This is a genomic window from Kitasatospora sp. NPDC059408, assembly GCF_042751525.1.
GTDB lineage: Bacteria > Actinomycetota > Actinomycetes > Streptomycetales > Streptomycetaceae > Kitasatospora.
On the sequence record NZ_JBHYWI010000007.1, the window covers coordinates 91,603 to 108,898 of the forward strand.

The 17,296-nt window shown below is 72.6% G+C and carries 17 protein-coding genes; 12 read left to right on the forward strand and 5 right to left on the reverse strand.

Annotated elements, in window-relative coordinates; all coding sequences use genetic code 11:
• Window positions 1-12: 12 nt before the first annotated feature.
• From ACFXDE_RS07350 to ACFXDE_RS07380, 7 genes are all read left to right on the forward strand, one after another.
• Window positions 13-1,494, forward strand: a complete 1,482-nt coding sequence (locus ACFXDE_RS07350) for an FAD-binding oxidoreductase (protein WP_380491735.1) — start codon at window positions 13-15, stop codon at window positions 1,492-1,494.
• A gap of 29 nt (window positions 1,495-1,523) precedes the next feature.
• The gene (locus ACFXDE_RS07355; RefSeq protein WP_380443691.1) at window positions 1,524-2,711 is read left to right on the forward strand and encodes an acyl-CoA dehydrogenase family protein; all 1,188 of its coding nucleotides are present in this window, start codon (window positions 1,524-1,526) and stop codon (window positions 2,709-2,711) included.
• A gap of 65 nt (window positions 2,712-2,776) precedes the next feature.
• Window positions 2,777-3,808 (forward strand): methionyl-tRNA formyltransferase, encoded by a 1,032-nt coding sequence (locus ACFXDE_RS07360; protein WP_380491737.1) that lies wholly within the window; start codon window positions 2,777-2,779, stop codon window positions 3,806-3,808.
• A 14-nt stretch (window positions 3,809-3,822) separates the two neighbouring features.
• Window positions 3,823-4,380, forward strand: a complete 558-nt coding sequence (locus ACFXDE_RS07365) for a quercetin 2,3-dioxygenase (RefSeq protein WP_380491739.1) — start codon at window positions 3,823-3,825, stop codon at window positions 4,378-4,380.
• A 3-nt stretch (window positions 4,381-4,383) separates the two neighbouring features.
• Window positions 4,384-5,628: an MFS transporter gene (locus ACFXDE_RS07370; protein ID WP_380491742.1), complete on the forward strand. Its 1,245-nt coding sequence runs from the start codon at window positions 4,384-4,386 to the stop codon at window positions 5,626-5,628.
• On the forward strand, window positions 5,621-6,385 hold the full coding sequence (locus ACFXDE_RS07375; protein WP_380443683.1) for an SDR family NAD(P)-dependent oxidoreductase: 765 nt from the start codon (window positions 5,621-5,623) through the stop codon (window positions 6,383-6,385). The genes ACFXDE_RS07370 and ACFXDE_RS07375 overlap by 8 nt, the downstream gene beginning before the upstream one ends.
• A gap of 151 nt (window positions 6,386-6,536) precedes the next feature.
• Entirely contained in the window at window positions 6,537-7,679 is a 1,143-nt protein-coding gene (locus tag ACFXDE_RS07380; protein ID WP_380491745.1) for an acyltransferase family protein, read from the forward strand.
• A gap of 131 nt (window positions 7,680-7,810) precedes the next feature.
• On the opposite strand, the gene ACFXDE_RS07385 is transcribed toward ACFXDE_RS07380, so the two are convergent.
• The gene (locus tag ACFXDE_RS07385) at window positions 7,811-8,509 is read right to left on the reverse strand and encodes a WHG domain-containing protein (protein WP_380491747.1); all 699 of its coding nucleotides are present in this window, start codon (window positions 8,507-8,509) and stop codon (window positions 7,811-7,813) included.
• Window positions 8,510-8,711: 202 nt separating this feature from the next.
• Here ACFXDE_RS07385 and ACFXDE_RS07390 point away from each other — a divergent pair, with 202 nt between their 5' ends.
• Window positions 8,712-10,178: an MFS transporter gene (locus ACFXDE_RS07390; RefSeq protein WP_380443677.1), complete on the forward strand. Its 1,467-nt coding sequence runs from the start codon at window positions 8,712-8,714 to the stop codon at window positions 10,176-10,178.
• Between the two features lie 75 nt (window positions 10,179-10,253).
• Here ACFXDE_RS07390 and ACFXDE_RS07395 read toward each other — a convergent pair whose 3' ends face one another.
• From ACFXDE_RS07395 to ACFXDE_RS07410, 4 genes are all read right to left on the reverse strand, one after another.
• Complete coding sequence (locus ACFXDE_RS07395) at window positions 10,254-10,469, reverse strand: Imm7 family immunity protein (protein ID WP_380491749.1); 216 nt, start codon at window positions 10,467-10,469, stop codon at window positions 10,254-10,256.
• A gap of 32 nt (window positions 10,470-10,501) precedes the next feature.
• Entirely contained in the window at window positions 10,502-11,038 is a 537-nt protein-coding gene (locus ACFXDE_RS07400; protein WP_380491751.1) for a hypothetical protein, read from the reverse strand.
• 168 nt (window positions 11,039-11,206) lie between these two features.
• Window positions 11,207-11,725: a hypothetical protein gene (locus ACFXDE_RS07405; protein WP_380491753.1), complete on the reverse strand. Its 519-nt coding sequence runs from the start codon at window positions 11,723-11,725 to the stop codon at window positions 11,207-11,209.
• Window positions 11,726-11,738: 13 nt separating this feature from the next.
• Window positions 11,739-12,818, reverse strand: coding sequence for an NlpC/P60 family protein (locus ACFXDE_RS07410; RefSeq protein WP_380491755.1), 1,080 nt, complete (start codon window positions 12,816-12,818; stop codon window positions 11,739-11,741).
• Window positions 12,819-13,245: 427 nt separating this feature from the next.
• Between ACFXDE_RS07410 and ACFXDE_RS07415 the strand changes: the two genes are divergently transcribed.
• Genes ACFXDE_RS07415 through ACFXDE_RS07430 form a run of 4 tightly spaced genes read left to right on the forward strand, consistent with a single transcriptional unit; the run spans window position 13,246 to window position 17,294 of the window.
• On the forward strand, window positions 13,246-14,133 hold the full coding sequence (locus tag ACFXDE_RS07415) for a hypothetical protein (RefSeq protein WP_380491756.1): 888 nt from the start codon (window positions 13,246-13,248) through the stop codon (window positions 14,131-14,133).
• Window positions 14,130-14,495 (forward strand): hypothetical protein, encoded by a 366-nt coding sequence (locus ACFXDE_RS07420; protein WP_380491758.1) that lies wholly within the window; start codon window positions 14,130-14,132, stop codon window positions 14,493-14,495. Before ACFXDE_RS07415 ends, ACFXDE_RS07420 begins: the two co-directional genes overlap by 4 nt.
• The gene (locus ACFXDE_RS07425) at window positions 14,495-15,268 is read left to right on the forward strand and encodes a hypothetical protein (protein ID WP_380491760.1); all 774 of its coding nucleotides are present in this window, start codon (window positions 14,495-14,497) and stop codon (window positions 15,266-15,268) included. Before ACFXDE_RS07420 ends, ACFXDE_RS07425 begins: the two co-directional genes overlap by 1 nt.
• Window positions 15,261-17,294, forward strand: coding sequence for a hypothetical protein (locus ACFXDE_RS07430; RefSeq protein WP_380491763.1), 2,034 nt, complete (start codon window positions 15,261-15,263; stop codon window positions 17,292-17,294). Before ACFXDE_RS07425 ends, ACFXDE_RS07430 begins: the two co-directional genes overlap by 8 nt.
• The last annotated feature ends 2 nt before the right edge of the window (window positions 17,295-17,296 follow it).

Here is a 17,296-nt window from a genome sequence, read left to right on the forward strand (position 1 = left end):
CGAGGACCAGCCATGCCCGAAACCGCATCCCGCACCGCGCTCGAAGCGGTCCTGGACACCGTCGCCGCCGCCATCGGCCCCGACCACGTCGTCCGCTCCGCGGACCCGGCCGCGCTCCTGCCGGCCGAGGCCAACGTCTCCGCCTTCGCCGCCCGCGCCCTGAACGCCGTCCTGCGCCCGGGCAGCGCCGAGGAGGTGCGGTCCGTCGTCCGCGCCTTCGACGAGCACGGCGGCGCCCGGGCCGGCCTGCCCGGCCTGCACACCGTCTCCACCGGCCGCAACTGGGGCCTGGGCTCCAAGGAACCGGCCGTCGGCCCGGTGGTCCGCCTCGAACTCGACCGCCTCGACGCCGTCCGCGACCTCGACGTCGAGGCCGGCTACGCGGTCGTCGAGCCGGGCGTCACCCAGGCCGTCCTCGCCGCCAGGCTCGCCGGCACCGCCCGGATGCTCAACGTCACCGCCTCCTCGGGCCACACCTCGCTGCTCGGCAACCTCGTCGACCGGGGCGTGGGCCTGCGCCGCCAGCGCACCGAGGACCTCCTCGGCCTCGAAGGGGTGCTCCCCGACGGCCGCCTGGTGCGCACCGGTTGGTGGCCCGGCACCTCCGCCGGACGAGCCGTCAACCCGTACGGCCTGGGGCCGAGCACGCTGCACCTGTTCACCCAGTCGCCGCTCGCCGTGATCACCGCCGCCGTCGTCCGGCTGCTGCCGCGCCCCGAGGCGCAGCGCGTGGTCCGGCTCTCCTTCGGCCGGGAGGAGCTGCCCGCGGCCGTGGACCTCATCCGCCGCTGGCGGGCCGGGAACGTGGTGTCGGGCGTCGTGAAGATCTACGACACCGCTTCCACCGCCACCTACGGCGGCGAGGGCGGCCACGGCTACCTCGCCCACGTGTGCGTGGACGCCACCGCCGGCACGCTCGACGCGCTCGCCGGGGCGCTGGTCGAAGAGGCCCGTGCCGCGGGCCTGTTCGGCCGGATCGCGGCGGGGGAGGAGCCGGCCGCGGACGACACCGTGTCCAAGGTCGTCCAGGCCGCGTACTCCGGCTCGGTGGAGTTCAACGAGGACATGCTCGCCTCCGCCACCGGCACCCGCGCCGACCTCGTCGACGCCGAGGGCAAGGGCTGGATCTTCTTCCTGCCACTGATCCCCTTCACCGGCGCCGACACCGCCCGCGCCCTGGCCCTCCTCGACACCGTGCACGAGGAGACCGGGATCCGCCCCGGCGCCACCGTCAACGCCCTCGACGCCGACGTCATCGACCTCGTCGTCTCCTTCCCGTTCGACCGGGCCACCCAGGCCGAGGCCGCGCACCGCGCGCTCGACCGGGCCTACGCGCTCTTCGCCGCGGCCGGCTGGGCGCCGTACCGGCTGGACTCCGCGCACGGCGGCTGGGGCCGCGAGCACGCCCCGGACGCCGAGAACGCCGCGCTGGTCCTGGACGTCGCGCGCCTCGTCGACCCCAACGGCACGTTCGCGCCCGGCCGTTACCTCTGATCACCGTCAACTCCCGAAGGACCTCCACGATGAGCACCACCGTGACCACCACCGTCGTCCCCGACACCGCCGAGGCGATCCTCGCGCACGCCCGCACCCTCGTCCCGCAGCTGCGCGAGGCCGGCGCCCGCATCGAGCAGAACCGCACCCTGCCCGCCGACATCGTCGACCTGCTGCGCGACGGCGGCGTCTTCCGCGCCGCCATGCCCAAGACCTGGGGCGGCCCCGAGCTCACCTCGATGCAGCAGTGCGAACTGATCGAGATCCTCGCCACCGGCGACGCCTCCACCGCGTGGTGCGCCATGATCGGCATGGACTCCGGCATCTACTCCGGCTACCTCGACGACGACGTGGCCCGCGAGATGTACCCGACCCTCGACCTCGCCAACTCCGGCTGGATCTACCCGCAGGGCCGCGCCGTGCGCGTCGAGGGCGGCTACCGCCTCACCGGCCGCTGGAAGTTCGGCTCCGGCTCGGCCCACTGCGACTGGCTGGGCGCCGGCTGCCTGATCGTCGACGAGGACGGCACCCCCGAGCCCGACCCGGTCAGCGGCGAGCCCACCCACTGGCGGGTGCTGGTCTCCAAGCCGGCGGCCTACACCTTCCACGACACCTGGCACACCACCGGCCTGGCCGGCTCCGGCAGCCAGGACTACTCCTGCGAGGACCTGTTCGTCCCCGAGGAGCGCTCCTTCAGCTTCTCCGACCCGCGCCGCACCGGCCCGCTGCACGCCAGCCCCGACACCATCCTGCGCAAGATGTCCGGCATCCCGCTCGGCATGGCCCGCGCCGCGCTGGACCACGTGCGGGAGCTGGCCGCCCACCGCACCGACCGGGAGACCGGCACCCCGTGGGCGCAGGACCACCGCGTCCAGAGCACCATCGCCCGCCTGGAGGGCGAGCTGCTCGCCGCCCGCTCCGGCGTGTACGCGAGCCTGGAGCGCCAGTGGGACGCGCTGACCGGCGGCGCCGAGCTGACCGACGACGCCAGGGTGGCCACCGCCATCGCCCGCCGGCACGCCTTCCGCACCGCCCGCGACATCGTGCAGACCCTGTTCGACCTGGTCGGCGGCTCCTCCGTCTACAAGCCCTCGCCGCTGGACCGCTGGCTGCGCGACGCCTGGACGATGAACCAGCACGCCGTCGCCCAGGACTCGATCCTCCAGCTCACCGGCAACGTGCTGCTGGGCGGGAAGTCGACGAGCCCGTTCTTCTAGGCCGGCCCGCGCCACCCCGAACGTCCCTGCCCCGCACAGCCAGACACAGAGAGGTTTCCCGACCCATGGACCGCATCCGCGTCGTCCTGTTCTCGGAAGTCAACTCCAAGCTCGGCTCGCCGTTCCTGAGCATGCTGCACGGCCACCCCCAGGTCGACCTCGTCGCCGTGGTCACCTCCCCGCACGGCAAGCGCTGCTCGTACTTCACCGACGACCCCGAGCAGGTGGACCTGGTCACCCAGGGCGCGGCGCTCGGGGTGCCGGTCCTGCGGCCGCCGTCGGTCAACCGGCCGGAGTTCGTCGAGGAGCTGGAGGGCTACGAGGCCGACTACTTCGTCGTCGCCAACTTCCAGCAGATCCTGCGCGAGCGGCTGCTGTCGGTGCCCCGGGTCACCGCCGTCAACTTCCACCCCTCGCCGCTGCCCGCCTTCGCCGGCCTCGCGCCCTTCTACTGGATGATCCGCGAGGGCGCCACCGAGTCGGCCGTCTCCGCCATCGAGATGGCGCCCGTCCTCGACAGCGGCGACCTGATCATGCAGCACCAGGTGCCGCTGACCGGCCGGGAGACCGCGCTGGACCTGCGCACCGCCCAGGAGCGGGCCAACGTGCTGATGCTGCTGGAGCTCATCCCGCAGCTGGCCGAGCGCGGCTACCGCCCGATCGCCCAGGACCCGGCGCTGCGCTCGTACTTCGGCCGGCCCTCGGACGACGACCTGCGCCTGGACCTGCGCGCCCCGCTCGCCGTCGTCGACCGGCACGTCCGGGCCGGCTACCGCTCGCCGGGCGCCTGGACCGCCGACGAGGCCGGCAGACGGGTGCGCGTCCTGTCCGCCGACCCGGCGCCGGCCGGCGCGCCCGACCGGGCGCCCGTGCCCGGGCTCGTCGTGCACGGCGAGCGGGGGCGGGTGTTCGTCGGCTGCGCCGACGGCTGGCTGGAGGTGCTGACCACCGAGTGCGACGGGCAGGAGGTCGCGCCCGCCCGCACCGGGCAGCTGCCCGACGGCGCCCGACTGGCGCACCCGCTCACCCCCGCGCCCGTCCCTCCCGTCCCGCCCTCCGTACCCGTACAGGCTTCCGTCCCCGTCCCCGCGTCCTGAGGTTCCCGTACGCCATGTCACTCAACGAACAGCTCCGCAGCGACCACCCGCCGGCCCTCGGCAAGGTCCTGCACATCCCCGCCGGCCAGGGCCCCTCGGTCTGGCTCAACGGCGACGTCTACACCGTCAAGGTCGACACCGCGCAGTCCGGCGGGACGATCACGCTGCTGGAGGCCTCCGTGCCGCCCGGCGGCGGCCCGCCGGCCCATGACCACCGCAACGAGGACGAGGCCTTCTACCTCCTCGAAGGCGAGCTGGAGTTCTTCGCGGACGGGCAGACCTACGACGTCCGCGCGGGCGACTTCGTCTTCGTCCCCAAGGGGACCGTCCACCGCTTCCGCAACAAGGGCCTGCACGCCGCCAAACAGCTGCTGATCTTCACGCCCAGCGGCTTCGAGGAGTTCTTCCTCCAGGCCGGCGTCGACGCCCGGCCGGGCGAGCCGATCCCGGTCTTCGACCCGGCCGACAACCCGCGGGCCCAGGCGATCGCCGAGTCCCTGGGGTCGTTCCAGGCCGCGGGGGCCGTCGTGGCCGGCGGCCCGTCCCACACCGTCGAGACTGTCGAGGTCTGAGCCGTGCCCTTCGCGATCTACGTCCTGGGCCTGGGCATCTTCACCATGGTGACCAGCGAGTTCCTGGTGGCCGGCCTGATGCCGCAGCTGTCCGAGGACCTCGGTGCCGGCATCCCCCAGATCGGCTACCTGGTCTCGGTCTACGCCGCGGCCATGGCCGTCGGCGGCCCGCTGCTGACCGCCGGTCTCCTGCGACTGCGCCAGAAGACCGCCCTGATCTGCCTGTACGCCGTCTTCCTCGCCGGGCAGGCGCTCGGCGCCCTCGCCGACGGCTACGCCCTGATGGTCGTCGCCCGCCTCGTCACCGGGGCCGCGTCCGGTGCCTTCTTCGGCGTCGCGCTCGCCATCTGCGTGCGCGTCACCGGTCCCGAGGTGCGCGGCCGGGCCACCTCGATCGTGCTCGGCGGCCTGATGGTCGGCACCGTGCTGGGCCTGCCGCTGTCCCAGCTGGCCGGCGAGCACTACGGCTGGCGGTTCGCCTTCTGGGCGGTCGCCGCCCTGGCCGCGCTGGCCCTCGCCGTCACCCTCGGCGCGGTCCCCGCGCTGGCCAAGGAGGAGTCCGACGGGGCCGGCGGCTCCGGCGGTTCCGTCCGCGCCGAGCTGGGGGCCTTCCGCAACGCGCGGCTGTGGGCGGCCTTCGCGACCAGCATGCTGATCATCGGCGCGACCTTCGCCGCGTTCTCGTACTTCGTGCCGATCCTCACCGACGTCACCGGCTTCGCCGCGGCCACCGTCCCGCTGCTGCTGGTCCTCTACGGCGCCGCGACCGTCATCGGCAACGCCGTCGTCGGGCGCCTCGCCGACCGGCACACCCTGACGGTGCTCGGCACGGGCCTGGCCCTGAACACCGTGTTCCTGACGGTCTTCGCGCTCGGCGCCGCCGACGCGGCCGTCGCCCTGGCCGCCATGACCGGCATCGGGCTGGTCGGCGTGACGATGAACCCGGCGATGGTCACCCGCGTCATGCGCACCGCCAACGACCGCCCGCTGGTCAACACCGTCCACACCTCCTTCATCACCCTCGGCGTCGTCGTCGGCTCCTGGGTCGGCGGGATCGGCGTCTCGCACTGGGGGCTGCGCGCCCCGCTGTGGACGGGCGCGGCCATGGCCGTGCTCGGGCTGCTGACGCTGGTGCCCGAACTGCTGCGCCGCACGGCCGGTTCCGGCGCTCCCGCCGTGTCCGCGCCCTCCTCCGCGCCCTCCTCCGCGCCCTCCTCCGAGTCCTCCGAAAGGCCGTCCCATGTCTGACACCGCCACCCAGCCGACCGCCGACGACCGGGTCGCCCTGGTCACCGGAGCCAGCCGCGGCATCGGCGCCGAGATCGCCCGCCGCCTCGCCGGCACGGGCATCAGGGTCGCCCTCACCTACACCCGCGGCGCCGAGGCCGCCGAGGCCGTCGTCGCGGAGATCGAGCGCGCGGGCGGCAAGGCCCTGGCCGTCCGGGCCGACGCCGCCGACCGCGAGGCGCCCGCCGCCGCCGTCGAGGCCACCGTCGCGCACTTCGGACGGATCGACATCCTCGTCAACAACGCCGGCTACATGGACGTCAGCGGCACCGCCCTGACCGACGTGCCGGTCGACGTCATCGACCGCACCCTGGACGTCAACGTCCGCGGCGCGCTGCTCACCGCCCAGGCCGCGGCCCGCCACCTGCCCGAGGGCGGCCGGATCGTCAACATCGGCTCCTGCCTGGGCGAACGGGTGCCGGGCGGCGGCATGACCCCGTACGCGGTCAGCAAGGCCGCGATCCTCGGCCTGACCCGGGGACTGGCCCGGGACCTCGGCCCGCGCGGGATCACCGTCAACCAGATCAGCCCCGGGCCGATCGACACCGACATGAACCCGGCCGACGGCCCCTCGGCCGGCTTCCAGCGGGCCGGCACCGCCCTCGGCCGCTACGGCGCCACCACCGACATCGCCGAGGCGGTGGCCTACCTCGTCTCGCCCGGCGCGGCGTTCGTCACCGGCGCCACCCTGGCCGTGGACGGCGGCACGACCGCCTGACGCGCGTCCCTCCGAAAGGGGCCGGGCCATCGGGGATGGCCCGGCCCCTTTCGCGTCTCCTTCCGTTCAACTCACCTTCACTGCAAGGAAGTTGTCTCCGTTCCGCTGCGAGCCGCCCGGCCCGCACCCGCTCCGAAGGATCCGACCGCACGTGTCCCGCACACTCGCTACCGCTCCGGCCCGCACCGCTGCCGGCAGCTCCGTCCTGCCGTCCCGGCTGCCCTCGCTCACCGGGCTGCGTTTCTTCGCCGCCCTCGGCGTGTTCTTCTTCCACACCTCGCTCACCGGCCCGCCCGCGCTGACCCCGTTCGACGGGCGCGCCCGTGAGATCTGGGCCCGGATCTGGTCGACCACCGGCTCGATCGGGGTGTCGTTCTTCTTCCTCCTGTCGGGCTTCGTCCTCACCCACGCCGCCCGGCCGGGGCTGAGAAAGCGGACCTTCTGGCGGCGTCGGGTGGTCAAGCTCTTCCCCAACCACGTCGTCACCTGGGCGCTCGCGATGGTGCTGTTCGCCGCCGCCACCTCGACCTGGCACCAGTGGCTGCCCAACCTCGCGATGGTGCACGCCTGGTTCCCGTACCTGGACGTCTACCTGTCGGTGAACCCGCCGAGCTGGTCGCTGGCCTGCGAGCTGTTCTTCTACCTGTGCTTCCCGTTCCTCCACGCACTGCTGCGCCGCGTCGACCCGGCCCGCCTGTGGACGCTGGCACTGGTCCTGACCGCCGCGATCGCGCTGGTGCCGGCGGCCGCGTACGCGCTGCTGCCGGGCGGCACCACGCCCAACGGGTTCCCCGTCTCCGCCGAGCAGTTCTGGGCGGTCTACATGTTCCCGCCGGTGCGCACGCTGGAGTTCGCGCTCGGCATCGTCATGGCGCTGATCGTCGCGGCCGGGCGGCTGCCCCGGATCGGCGTACCGGTGGCGTCCGTGCTCGCACTGGCGGCCTGGGCCGGCTCGATGAACGTGCCGTGGCTGTACTCGCACAGCGCCGTGACCGCGCTGCCGCTGGCCCTGCTGATCGCCGCGATCGCGGTGCGGGACCTCGGCGGCGCCGGCTCGGTGCTGCACCACCCGGCGCTGCTGTGGCTGGGCGAGGTGTCCTTCGCGTTCTACATGGTGCACGGGACGGTGATCACGTACGTGAAGCAACTCATGGGCTTCGAGCGGTCGTTCGCCGTCTGGCAGGGCGCGGCGATCGTCGTGCTGTACCTCGGCGTGAGCCTGGCGCTGGCGTGGCTGCTGTACGCGGTGGTCGAGAAGCCGGCGATGCGGGCCTGGTCGCGCTCGCGGCGGTGACGTCGGGCCGGTCGTCGCGCGTCGCCTTCGTGACGACCGGCCTCCGCTTTTATGTGAAGGATAAACCGTTAGGATTGTTTCCTAAAGATTGCTAGGTTCTTCTCGCGCGAGTGGCGAGAATTCCCAGGTATCTACTCGCTGATGCCGAGCATTTCAACGATGGCGTCCACCTCGCGCCGATACACCTCCGCCGGATCGTTGATCTGCTGCCCGAGGTGGCCGAACACCTCCAGCGCCACCGGCCCGTACATCCGCCCCCAGATCCGCAGGCTCACCCCGAGCGCCTGCGGCGACAGGTGGGGGAACTGCTCGCGGGCCGGGCCGGACAGCGACTCGTGGAAGTCCGACCAGTCCGCCCGGCCCTCGCGCAGCGCCGCCGGCGCGTGCTCCCACGCCCCGTCGACCACGTCCAGCACCGTCATGCAGCATCGCCGCGCCGCCGCGGCGACCTCCTCGGGCGGGGTGAACCCGGGCAGGCCGTCCCCGTAGATCAGCCGGAACGCCGCCGGGTTCTTGATCGACCAGGCGCGGAAGGTGTCGCACACCGCGCGCACCCGGCGGGCCGTCTCCTCGTGCGGCAGGGCGGCCAGGGCGGCCTCGTGCGAGTCGGCCAGCTCGTTGTAGGCGTCCGCGGCGAGGGTCGAGATCAGCTGGTCGCGGGTGTCGAAGTAGCCGTAGAGGGCCGCGGCCGTCATGCCCAGCTCGCGGGCGATCCCGCGCAGGGTGATGCCCGCCGGGCCCGCCTCGGCCAGGGCCTTGAGGGCGGCCTCCTTGATCTCGGTGATCGTCTGCTGGCGGAGCCGCGCGCGGCGGGTGGGCTTCGTATCCATGCTGCTGTCCTCCAGGTCGGTGGCAGAACTATACGGCGTTTTGTTTGGAGCGTACTCCTGCTAGAGTAAACACCGTTAAGAAGCTGAGCACCGTTCGGTGCGAGCTTTATTCCGCACGTGTGCTTTCCGTGCCGACCCTGTGCCGACTTTGTTCCCCAGCTGTCCCCACGTCGTCCCCACGTCGTTCCCAACGGGAGTAACCATGCCTGCCACGGCCCCTGCCCGCAGGGCGGGAATCACCCTTTTCCTGCTCGCCTTCGCGCAGTTCATCGTCACCGTCGACTACAACATCGTGTATGTGGCGCTGCCCGACATCGGCCGGGCACTGGGCTTCTCCGCCCAGTCCCTGCAGTGGGTCGTCTCCGCCTACGCCGTCTCCTTCGGAGGCCTGCTGCTCTTCGGCGGCCGCGCCGTGGACCGCATCGGCGCCCGCCGCCTCTTCCTCGCCGGCCTGAGCCTGTACGCCGTCTCCTCCCTGGTCGGCGGCATCGCCACCGGGCAGGGCGTCCTCATCGGCGCCCGCGTCGTGCAGGGCGTCGGCGGCGCGCTGCTCTTCCCCGCCGTCCTCGCCCTCATCGCCACCTCCTTCGACGGCCAGGCGCGCATCAAGGCCTTCGGCGTCTGGGGCATGGCCGGCTCGCTCGGCCTCGCCGCCGGCGCTCTCTTCGGCGGCGTCCTCACCGACCTCGCCTCCTGGCGCTGGGTGTTCTTCATCAACGTGCCGTTCGCGCTGGCCGTCCTCATCCCGGCCCCGAAGGTCCTGCGCCCGGACCCGGCCGTCCAGAGCCGCGGCGGCTTCGACCTGCCCGGCGCCCTGCTCGCCACCGCCGGCATCTCCGCCGTCGTCTTCGGCCTCGTCACCGGCCCCGAGGACGGCTGGCTCAGCCCCACCCCGCTCACCGCCCTGCTCCTCGGCGCCGCCCTGCTCGTCGCCTTCTTCGTCACCGAGGCCCGCACCCGCGACCCGCTCATGCCGCTGCGCCTGCTGAGCAACCGTCCGCTCGTCGTGGCGATGGCCGTGGTCTTCGTCTTCCAGACCGGCCTGTCCGGCGGCTACTACGTCTTCACCACCTACATCCAGCCCGTCCTCGGCTACACCCCGCTCCAGGCCGGCCTCGCCTTCCTGCCGCTCACCCTGGTCTCGATGGTCGGCGCCGGCCAGCTCGCCCCGAAGTTCATGCAGCGCTTCGGCATGCGGGCCACCCTCGCCACCGGCATGGCCGTCAACGGCGCCGGCATCGCCCTGACCGCCGCCGTCATGACCACCGGCGGCTCCTTCCCCGCCCTGCTCCCCGGCTCCGTCCTGTGGGGCCTCGGCGGCGGCCTGGTCTTCGTCTCCGTCTTCGCCTCCGCCGGCTCCGGCGTGGCCCCGGAGGAGCAGGGCGTGGCCGGCGCCATGGCCTCCACCGCCCAGCAGGTCGGCGGCGCGGTCGGCCTCGCGGCCCTGGTGGCGGTCGCCAACTCCACCTTCACCGGCACCTACGCCACCGCCGCCAAGGAGGACGTGGTCGAGGGCCTGCGTACGGCGGGCATCGCCGGCGGCGTCCTGCTGATCCTGGGCGGCCTGCTGGCCCTGGCCCTCAAGAAGCAGCCCCCGGCCGCCGAGGCCGCCGCCGAGACCGCCACCGAGACCGAACTCGGCCCGGAGAAGCAGTCGGTGGGCGTCTGACCCCCACCACCCCAAGACTCCGGTCCCGGAGCGGCCTCCCCCGTAGCCGCCCCGGGACCGGACATTTCCCTCGGGCTAACCCGGGAACGGGTCCTCCAGGACGGGGATGCACGGGGACAGCAGCAGCTCCGCATGCGTGCTCAGCCGGCCGCGGACCATGCGGACTACGGTGACCTCGTTCTCGCGGCCCGGCTCCTCGTCGTCCCGGACGTGCAGCAACCCGTAGGAACCCGGGGCCAGTTGGCCGACCTCGTGGAAGAACGCCACGATCCAGCCGTGGTACTCGAACACGCGCCGCAGCCTACCGCCCGGCGCCCTTCGCGCTATCCGGTGTTCGGGCGGGGTGGGAGCTCACGGCCGAGCGGTATCAGGGCCGGGGCGGGGACCCCGTACGTGAACACGCGGTCGGCGTCCCGGGTGTGCTGGACGGCGCTGTCCAGCACACCCGGGAACCGCGTCCGCGTACACGTGCGCTGCTGGACCGCCGCGACCCACTCCGCGGACATCCCGACCCCCACGTACGCCAGCGCCCGCCCGTCCCGCCACGTCGGATCCAGCGCCCGCCCCTCCCCGTCCGCACACCAGGCGCGCCGCGTCACCACCCCGCCCGCACCGAGGACGAACCCCTCCACGTACACCAACCCGGCCGGCTTCAGCGCGATCCGCCACGCGTTGCGGAAGCAGTCCCCGCCGTCACTGCGCCGCGGCAAACCCGCCGGCCAGCCGCACGGTTCCTGGAGCCGCCCCTGCGCCAGGACCACGGCCTCGGCCGACAGCCCGCCGCCCGCGGCCCGGGCCCGCAGCGCACGGAGGAGGTCCAACTCGTGGGAGGAGATCGGCGTGATCGTGGTGGAGGACACGCGGCCAGTTTTCGCAGCCCCGCCGGGCTTCGCGAGCCCGGCTAGCCCGTCCGGTGCGCGGGGCCGGGCGAGATGTGTTTCCGCGGGACTCGGCGAACGACCCATCGGGACCGCCGGGGCCGGCGTTTCTCTTTCAGCACGGGAGTTGCGAGGCCCGCCGTCGGTGCCCTACCCGGTCAGGTACGCCTTGACCTCCCACGTGGGCGGTGCGTCGGTTCCGGCCACCGCGGCGAGCACGGGCAGGATCTCGTGGCCGACGGCGGTGCGTTCGGCCGGGTCGGGGATCTCCCGCCAGTCGGACAGCGCGTGCTTGGCGCTCGCCCTGGCCCGTGGCGAGCCCACGCCGCCGGTGGCGATGTGCAGGCCCGCGGTGTGGAGGTGCCAGCGGGCGGCCTCCGTGCGACGGCCCTGGCGGCGTGCGATCAGGCCGCGGAGTTCGCGGACGTTCGCGACGTTGGGGTCGGTCGGTCCGAGTGCCGCGGTGACGTCCTGGTCGAGCACACCCGCCTTGGCGGCCACGGCCGCCAGGACGTCGGTGTCCGACGTCCGGTCGAGCAGCCCGGTCAACTCGGCGAAGCGGTCCGCGAAGTCGGGTGTGACCGCGGGCGGGCCGGCCGGCTCCGGTGCGGCCCAGAACGCGGGTGTCACCGTCCCCCAGGGGTGGGCCGGTTGGTCCTCGTGAAGCAACGTTTCTCCTGTCCTACCACTGCACCACGCGGACGACGTGGGTGATCCGCGTGAGTGCCGATGTGCTGTTGCGCCAGCCGCTGTAGGCGACGGTGCGGGTCTGGACGCCGGTGCGCGGGGCCTCGACGATCCAGCCGTTGCCCACGTACATGCCGACGTGGCCCGGGGAGTCGTCCGAGCCGTCCGAGCCGGCGTTGAAGACCAGGTCGCCCGGTTTGACGTCGTCCGGCGACACCCGGGTGCCGGTCTTGACCTGCTCGAACGTCGTCCGGGGCAGGGTGACGCCGGCGTGTGCGTAGGCCTGCTGCATCAGGCTGGAGCAGTCGCACCGGCCCTGGGTGTTGTCGCCGAACGGGTTCGTGCAGTCGCCGCCCCACTGGTACCAGCCGCCGCGCTGGGCGAGGGCCCACGCCACGGCGGTCCTGACCGCCTGCGGGGTGTCGGCGGGCAACTGGTAGTCGGCGGGGAGCTGCACGGGCACGGTGTCCTCGGACTGCGTGTACTTCCGGACGTCCGCCATGATCTTCTTCACGTAGTCGTAGGTCTGGCCCTGTGCGAACGACGCGGGGGGCACGCCCTTGTACTGGTCGACGCGGCCCCATCCGGCGTTGTAGCCGGCCAGCGCGAGTTCGATGGCGCTGCCGTTGTAGTCCGGGTGCTGCTTGGCGGTCTTCAGGAGGCTGCACATGAAGCGGCCCTGGGCGGCGATCGCGTCCTTCGGCTCCCAGACGCTGCCGCCGTTGCCCCAGCTCGCCCACGTCTCCGGGGTGAACTGGGCGATCCCCTGGGCCTGTCCGGAGTTGGCGCGCGGATCGAACGCGGACTCGGCGTTGATCTGTGCGGCCAGGACGCCCGCGCTCAACCCCTGGTCGCAAGCGGCCGCGGCCTGTTTGACGAACTCCGCGTACTGCTCCGGCACACCACCGGGTCCGGTGCGAAGAGTGGCCACCGACACCACCGGGGCCACACCGCCACCGCCGCCCTTCTCGTCGTCGGCGGCGACGGCGACGACCATGACCAGTCCGACTCCAAGAGCCAGCGGACTCAGGCCGACGGCCGCGACCGCCAACACCAGCCCAGATTTGACCTGCACTCAGACCCCCCTCGGTCAGAACTCCTCCGGACAACGCCGATTGCCCGCAGACAGCCCCCTCGTGCAAGCGGACGCGCCATTCTGACATCCGACTGCGACATCCACCGCAGGGCATCGTCCCTGCTCGGGGGCGTCCCGCCGGTTCGGGTGCCGGGCCGCTCACGGTTTCGGCATTGTCACAGGTGTGACCGATGATCAGGAACCGAGCGCGTGCGACAAACGTTCGGCTCCGACATTAGACTGCGGGGCCGAGGCGGACGGTGACGGGGGTGTTACCGGGCCTGTGCCCCATCCAAGGGGCGGGGGAGAGGCCTGTCATGAGTACCCGTACTCATGACAGCCACGGCTCGCTCGGGAAGCCTGACCGGAGCGTGACTGTCCGCTAGCAATATTCGGGGGAGCGTTGGCAAGGAAAGCTGTCCCGTCCGTGGTGATCGCCCCCCACGGACGGGTCGTGGTGCCCGTCCTGGCGGCCGTCGGCGGCAGCGGACGGTCGACGGTCGCGGGTTTGCTGGGTGTCGGGCTCGCCCAGGCGGCGGCCGGCGTCGTCCTGGACCTCGCGCCGCGGTTGGCCTCGCCGTGGCCCACGTGGGCGACGGAACCCGGGACCGGGCTCGCGTCCGTCCCGCCCGACGCACCACTGAGCAGGCGTCATGTCCTGGCGGCGGCAACTCGCTTTCCGGCCCCGGCCGGGGCCGGCTGGCACGTGCTGACCGATCACCAGGACTGGAGTGCTCCACCGCTGGCCCTGCCCGAGGCACCCGCCGCGTGGCACCAGCTGGCCGCCATCGGCGGCTGGCAGGCCGTGATCGCGGACACCGCACACCCGGTCGCGCACGACATCGTCGCCTCCCGCGCCGCCGGCGGCTCCGGCCTGACCGCCGCCTGGTGTGCGCTCCCGGTGAGCGTTCCCGTCCTGTGTGCGGCGGCCACCGCCTCCGGCATGGCCGCCCTGCAGACCGCGCTGACGGCCGCCTCGGCCGACGGGCTGCCCCTCGACCGCATGGTCGTCGCCCTCGTGTCCACCGGTGACGGCCGCACCCCCGCGCCCGTCCGCGCGGGGGAGACCATGCTGGCGCCCCGCGTCGCGGCGGTCGTCCGGATCCCGTTCGACCCGGACATCCGCGCCAGGGGCCTGCGGGACGCCGCCCGGCTGGGCTCCGGGTCGCTCCAGGCCGCCGACCAGCTCGCCCGGGCCGTGCTCGGCTCCGCCCACGCCAGTTGGGGCGACCCGCTGCCGCCCGCCACCCAACCGGCGGCGGCCCCTCTTCAGACCCATTCCGTTCAACCCGTAGAAAGAGTCCTGCTGCCGTGAGCCAGACCCTCCACGTCCTGAACACGCTGATGTCCGACCCGCATGCGCACATCCTCGCCGCCGGACCGACGCCCGAGCCGACGTCGATCGAGAACCCGATCCCGGACTTCAAGCCGACGCTGCCGGAGAACGTGAAGAGCCCGACCGGCACGATCCTCGGCTGGGTCGCCGGCGGCGGCCTGGCGCTCGCCGTCCTCGGCGGGCTGCTGGGCTGGGCGGCCGTCGCCATCGGCGAGAACTCCGAGCGCGGCGGCATGGCGGCCCGCGGCAAGAAGGCCATCGTCATGAGCCTGATCTCGGGCATCGGCATCGCCTGCACCAGCGGGCTCATCTTCGCCGCCTACAAGATGGCGGCCGCCTGATGGACCGCCACGACCGCGCGGCGCGCAGGGCGCGCCTTCGGCTGATCGGGATCGGCGTCGTGGCCGGCGCCGTCATCGCGGTGGGCGGCGTCGCCGTCGTCCGCGGCATGTCCGACGACGGGAAGGACGGCAAGCCGGCCGCCTCCCCGACCGCCACGGCGAGCACCGGGCCCGCCACGTCGGCGAGCCCGTCGGCGACCAAGACGCTGACCCCGAACACGGCCAAACCGGTTCATCTGAACAAGCCGACCGGACAGAAGGACGGCGCCTCGATCGGATTTCCGCGCTTCGGTTTCGGTGCGATGTCGGCTGCGGTCTACCACCTCGACGAACTGAGCGTGCTGGACGACGACATGGTTCGTCGTCAGCTCGCCGTCACCACGGCCAAGGGCAGCGAGGCGAGCATCGACAAGGCCGTCAGCGAGGTGCGCAAGCTTCGTGAGACGGTCGGCCTGCCGTCCTCGGGGGGCACCCCGGCCGGCATGACGATCAGCACCAATGTGGACGCCGCGCAGGCCTGGGCGCTCGACGACGACGGCCTGGTGATCAACGTCTGGATGCACTACAGCCGCACGGCCACCCTGCCCAAGGCCGCCTCGGACGACAGCCCTCTCAAGAACCAGCTGACCGATGTCGTCCTGATCTGGGAGGACGGTGACTGGAAGATCACCACGGATCCGAAGTGGGTCGCCAAGCGTTTCACCCCGGCGCCCTACAACCCCGACTCGCCGACGTCCCTCAAGGACGGCTGGCTGGTGGTGATCCGTGACTGACCGCGGGCTCCTCCGCCTGCTGACCGTCCTGCTCGCCGCGCTCATGTCCGTGGGAGCGCTGGCCGCGCCTGCCGCGTTGGCCGACAGCCCGACCGTCCATGCCCCGAACGGTCCGCCCGACAGCCCGTCGAAGGAATGGCTCTCGCAGTGGAACGACCGAAGCGACAGCAGCATCGGCGTCGACAAGGACAACCACTGGTGCATGATGCCCGAGGCCGACAACTGCAGGCCCTACAAGAAGCCCGACCTCTACGACAAGTGCGAGGAGAGCGGGAACGCGGACGAGCGGAAGAAGGCCTGCGACGACCCGAACATCACCGCAGCACGCAAGCAGCGTGAGCTCGACAAGCTCAAGGACTGGGAAGCCACGACGGACCACGGCATCGCGGGCTATCAGAAGTACGTCGACGCCATGGGGAAGTGCATCGAAGGGGGCATGAACTTCCACGACTGCCAGCAGGCGAACGCGAACTTTTTGATACCGTCCGGCGGCCTGGGGGACTGGGTGGCCGGCAAGATCAGCAAGCTGGCCGCCGACGCGATGCGGGAGATCGCGGGCTACATCGGCGAGGGCACGGTCTGGCTCCTCCAGCAGTTCGCCGACGCCTTCAACGACGCCTCCACGATCAACCTGGGCGGGACCGGGATCAGCCACATGACCGGGATCATGACGGTCCTGTCGGTCGTGATCGCCACGTTCCTGATGCTGATCCAGTTCGGCAAGGTCGCGGTGAGCCAACAGGGTGCGCCGCTGGCGACCGTGCTGAAGGGACTGGGCAAGTACGCGCTGGTACTCGGGGTGTACGCGGGATCGGCGCAGATCATCCTGCGGTGGATCGACCAGGTGTCGATCTGGATCATCGACCTGTCGTTCACCCAGGTCGGCCCCGAGCACCAGGACGCGGCGACGGTCATGAAGACGAAGCTGGCCGGCATGTTCGCCGGTCTGGTGGCGGCCGGCGGCGCACAGTCCGTGGGCGCGGGTCTGGTGACCGGGGAAGGCGTGCTGAGTCAGGCCGTGGGCGTGGTCATCGTCCTCGGGATCCTGGCGATCCTGGTGGTCGGCGCGCTGTGGATCGAGGTGCTGATGCGTCAGGCCGGGATCATGGTGCTGATGGTCGCCATGCCCGTGGCCGTGGCCGGGCAGTTGTCCGACGAGACCCAGGAGTGGTGGCCCAAGGCCCGCCGGGCCTTCACCGCGATGGCGCTCGCGAAGCTGGCGATCGTGGTGTGCTTCGGCATCGGGTTTGAGGCGATGGGCACCGCCAGCGGCATCCGGAACGTGATCGTCGGCCTGATCGTCTTCCTCCTCGCCGCGATCGCCTGGCCGGTGCTGGCGCGGTTCCTGACGATGGTGGAGGCCGGCGGCGGCAACAGCGTGGCCGCCGGGATGATCTCCTCCGTGGGGTCCACCATGGGCGCCGCGTTCGGCGGTTTCGCCGGCGGGGCCGCCGGTGTGGCCGGAGCCGGTGCGGTCGGCGGCGGGTCCGGGTTCACCAAGGCCCTGGAGGAGGACAGCGCCTCGGCCTCGGGCAGCGGTTCCAACAGCCGTTCCCGCAAGTTCCTCTCCGGCATGGGCAGCGGAATCGGCACCGGGATCGGCCTCGGCCTGCAGCTCGCCGCCGCTGGCGCGAGCACGCTGGAGGGCGCGGCGGCGAACACCGCCGCGAACGCCGGACTGGGTGCCCCCGGCAACGGCCACGCCTCCGTGGTCCCGCCCCGCAAGGGCGGCGGCACGGCAGCGGCGGCGCATCCGGATGGCGGCAGCGCCGACGCCGGCGCCACTGAAGAGACGCAGGGCCCGGGTCCGCAGGGTACGGGCGAGGCGGAGGTGCCGCAGCCGGCCGCGTCCGCAGGAACGACGCCGACCCTGGTCGACGCCTCGCCGCCGACGCTTGTCGACACGTCGCCGCCCACGAGTACGAGCACCGTGCGGCTCACCACCGGCCCCGTCCGTCCGGCCGCGCCGACGGAGTCCGCCCCACCACCGCCCACCACGCCGCTGCCGAAGCCGAAGGGGGACTGATC